General features: G+C 47.1%; 2 protein-coding genes. One reads left to right on the forward strand and one right to left on the reverse strand.

Translation table 11 applies throughout. From position 1 onward, the window contains the following. A partial coding sequence (locus IQ256_RS28570) for a polynucleotide kinase-phosphatase (RefSeq protein ID WP_193859073.1) occupies positions 1 to 2,231 on the forward strand: 2,231 nt, incomplete at its 5' end. Positions 2,232 to 2,287: 56 nt separating this feature from the next. Here IQ256_RS28570 and IQ256_RS28575 read toward each other — a convergent pair. Then, positions 2,288 to 4,147, reverse strand: a complete 1,860-nt coding sequence (locus IQ256_RS28575) for a tetratricopeptide repeat protein (RefSeq protein WP_193859074.1) — start codon at positions 4,145 to 4,147, stop codon at positions 2,288 to 2,290. Between the last annotated feature and the right edge of the window lie 113 nt (positions 4,148 to 4,260).

Raw genomic sequence — 4,260 nt, forward strand, 5'->3', positions numbered from 1 at the left:
CCGACCGACAGTTTGGCCCGCACGTCGTCAACAATCACACTAGAGCGTTGAAGCGATCGCTCAAAGGGCTCAAGCAAGAAGGCTTTCGCTATATCTACAAGCTCAACTCTCTAGAAGAGATTAACGCGGTCGAAATTGAAAGACAGCCGCTATGGAACAATCGCAAACAAGACCATGGCCCTTTCGATATTATTGGCGATGTCCACGGCTGCTGCGATGAAGTTGAACAGCTATTGGAACAGTTGGGCTATCAGGTGCGGGCAGCAACCGCTAGCAAAGATTCCTTTTGGAACTTTCCCACCTATATCCATCCAAACGGTAGAAAAGCACTATTCCTAGGTGATTTAGTCGATCGCGGTCCGCGCATCTTAGACACGCTAAAGCTAGTGCATAACATGACTTCAGCCGGGTCGGGTATGTGCATTATGGGAAATCATGAGAACAAACTAATCCGAAAACTGGATGGTAAAAATGTAAAAGTGACCTATGGACTGGCTGAGACGCTAGCTGAAATTGAAGCGTTGAAGAGAGAAAGGCGAAGCCAGGACATTCAAGAAATCCAAGCTTTTCTAAAGTCTCTGATCAGTCACTATGTCTTAGATGATGGCAAATTGGTAGTTGCTCACGCTGGACTGCGAGAAGAGCTACAAGGTCGCGGTTCTGGCTATGTGCGTAGCTTTGCCCTATATGGAGAGACTACAGGAGAAACAGATGAATTTGGCTTGCCTGTTCGCCGCAACTGGGCGACAGACTATCGTGGCCAGGCCATGGTCGTACATGGGCATACGCCCGTCGCCGCTGCCGAATGGCTAAACAATACAATCGATATCGACACGGGCTGCGTCTACGGGCTGCGTCTCACCGCTCTGCGCTATCCAGAAAAAGAGCTGGTCAGCGTAGACGCTGCTAGGATTTATCGCGAACCCAGCAAACCGATCGGGCCAATAGAAAAAGACAATATTGGTCTAACTGCTCAGCAGGTGCATGATGATGTGCTCGATATTGCTGATGTTCTGGGTAAGCGCGTCCTTCACACCAGGCTGTATAAGAAGATTACGATTCGAGAAGAGAATGCGATCGCAGCGCTAGAAGTGATCAGCCGATTTGCCGCCAATCCTAAGTGGCTAATCTACTTGCCGCCAACCATGTCTCCGGTGGCGACTTCTAAGCTGCCAGGACTGTTAGAGCATCCGATCGAAGCCTTTGACTATTACCGTCAGCAGGGTGTCGGCAGCGTGGTGTGCGAAGAAAAGCACATGGGTTCTAGAGTGGTTGTCATCGTTTGCCGCGACGAAGCTACCGTCAAACAGCGTTTCGCCATAGAAGATGAAGGCATAGGTATCTGCTACACCCGTACCGGACGGCGGTTCTTTGACGATCCGGCGATGGAAACAGCCTTTATCAACAGAATTCAGCAAGCACTGAGCGCCGCCAACTTTTGGGAAACATTTTCGACCGATTGGGTTTGCCTAGACTGCGAGCTAATGCCCTGGTCTGCCAAGGCACAGGGCCTACTAAAACAACAATACGCTCCGGTCGGCGTTGCGGCCAAGCAAGGACTCACCGCTGCTGTTGGCGTTCTAGAAAAAGCAGCCACACGATCTACACAAGCATCAGATCTACTTTCTCACTATCAACAAAGAGAAAAACTCGCACAGCAATATGTAGACGCCTATCGCCAGTATTGCTGGCCAGTCGATACGCTAGACGATCTGAAGCTCGCGCCCTTTCATATTTTGGCAACTGAAGGAAAAGTATATGCCAATCAAACCCACGAATGGCACATGCAACAGATTGATAAGATCACTCAAGCCGACCCAGATTTACTACTCGCAACCCGCTCTAAGATCATTGACGTAGACAGTGAGGCTAGCTGCGCGGAGGGTATTCGCTGGTGGGAAGCGCTAACCACAGCGGGTGGTGAGGGCATGGTCGTCAAGTCAATGGACTTTATCCATCGTGGGCAAAAAGGATTTACTCAGCCCGCTGTGAAGTGCCGTGGAGCCGAGTATCTCAGGATCATCTACGGCCCGGAGTATTCTTTACCTGAAAACCTCAACCGACTGAAGAACAGAGGACTCAACCGCAAGCGAGCCCTGGCCCTACGCGAATTTTCACTAGGAATTGAGTCGCTAGAACGATTTGTCAACAGAGCCCCTCTCAGAGAAATTCACCAGTGCGTATTTGGCATCTTAGCGCTAGAAAGTGAACCCGTCGATCCACGCCTGTGATTCGCTTGATTTACTTGGGCTTTTACTGTTCCTTTATGGAGTGAATATGCATCATTTCATGCTGACTGAGAAAGAGATTCTTGAATAAGATCGAGCTTGATTCGTGCAAGGGGATGATCGAGGGAGAGTGCCCTGTTGAAGCTGTTAGAAGCTTCTGAATAGCGGTCTAGCTCATAGAGAACTGTGCCATGCCCAATCCACGCCTCGGCTTGTTCAGGATCAATTTCCAAAGCATTCTTGAAGGATTTTAGTGCCTCGCTATGTTCGCGTAGCGCCAGCAAAACATATCCTTTATTAATATGGATTATCTCGTTTCCTTCGAACTTGTCCTTAAAGCTAGTTTCCAGCGCAAGATCACAAGCTTTGAGAGCGTCTTGATACTGTTCTAGATAGTACAAAGGAAAAACTTTGTTTGCTAAAGCAAGCGTAAACTTTGGTGAGATCTCTAAAGCCTTGTCTAAAACAATAAAAGCCTTGCGGCACTGCTGTAGGTCAGCCGAAAGGCAGTCATCAACTATCTCCGAATACTGACGTTGACGAATCACCAGAGGCTTTTCAAATGTAGGAGATAACCCGTATGAACATTGCGCGAGTAATAAATACCCCTGGTTGTTCCAAGCTTCTTTGTTGTTTTCTTTTATTGTAGTTACCTTCGAGAAACAGTTGAAGGACTCCGTCAATCTGCTTGTCTCATAAAATATTGCACCCTTGCTAGACCAAGCATAGTGATAGTCAGGCTTTATCTCTATTGCGCGGTCAAAGCTTTCTAGCGCTTCTTCATAGCGTTTTAGATGGCTGAGCGCCTGTCCACGACCACTCCATGCATAGTGATAGTCGGGTTCTATTTCTATTGTACGGTCATAGCTTTTCAATGCTTCTTCATAGCGTCCTAAGCTACCAAGTGCGTTACCACGATCATTCCAGGCATAGTGATAGTCAGGCTTTATCTCTATTGCGCGGTCAAAGCTTTCCAGTGCTTCTTCATAGCGTTTTAGGTCCCTTAGCGCTTGTCCACGACCATTCCAGGCATAGTGATAGTCGGGCTTTACCTCTATTACACGGTCATAGCTTTCCAGTGCTTCTTCGTAACGTCCTAGGCTACCAAGTGCGTTACCACGACCGTTCCATGCATAGTGATAGTCGGGTTCTATTTCTATTGCACGGCCATAGCTTTCCAGTGCTTCCTCGTAGCGTCTTAGATGGCTGAGCGCTTGTCCACGGCCACTCCACATGTAGTGATAGTCAGGACTTATCTCTATTGCACGGCTATAGCTTTCCAGTGCTTCCTCATAGCGTTTTAGATGGCTGAGCGCTTGTCCACGACCGTTCCATGCATATTGATAGTCAGGATTTATTTCTACTGCAGAGTCAAAGCTCTCCAGTGCTTCTTCGTAGCGTTTTAGATGGTCAAGTACATTACCACGATTGCTCCAAGCTTTGTCGTAGTCAGGATTTATCTCTATTGCACGGCAAAAGCTATTGAGCGCTTCTTCATAGCGTTTTAGGTTCTTTAGCGCGTTGCCACGATTATTAAAGGTTTTATAATCATCTGTCTTTATTGCTAGAGCATTATCATAGCTTTTGATAGATTCTTCATAGCGGTTTAACGCTGTGAGTACGTTGCCTTTGCTTTTCCACGCTCGATAGTAATCGGGTTTTATCTCTAGCACGTGGCCGTATTCAACTAAAGCCTCCTCGTATCTACCTAATTCTTCTAATAAAAGTCCTTTGTTACTCAAGGCTAAATAGTTCCTGGAATACTTCTCTGAAGCTCGATCAAGACAGTCTATGGCCTTCAGATGTTCTCCTTCGTTACGAAAGAGACGTCCTTGCTCTACCAGTAGCTTTGACTCTTGTTCATACTCAGACTGATCAAGCTGACGAATCGTATCTTTGATCTCTAGAATTTTAGCCATTCTCTGCTCCGAGGTAAGCAAGCGATTCTCTTTGTCACCTCTATCTACTAGCTTTTGTGCAGCTTCTTGTAGATTTTCCGAGCTTTCTGAGAATTTAAAGAAACCAGAACGCC

The sequence above is a fragment of the cf. Phormidesmis sp. LEGE 11477 genome, assembly GCF_015207105.1.
Lineage (GTDB): Bacteria > Cyanobacteriota > Cyanobacteriia > Phormidesmidales > Phormidesmidaceae > Phormidesmis.

What these genes read in the sequence shown, in the direction of transcription:
- IQ256_RS28575 (WP_193859074.1), bottom strand. Translation starts at nt 4,147, where the DNA reads ATGGCTAAAATTCTAGAGATCAAAGATACGATTCGTCAGCTTGATCAG.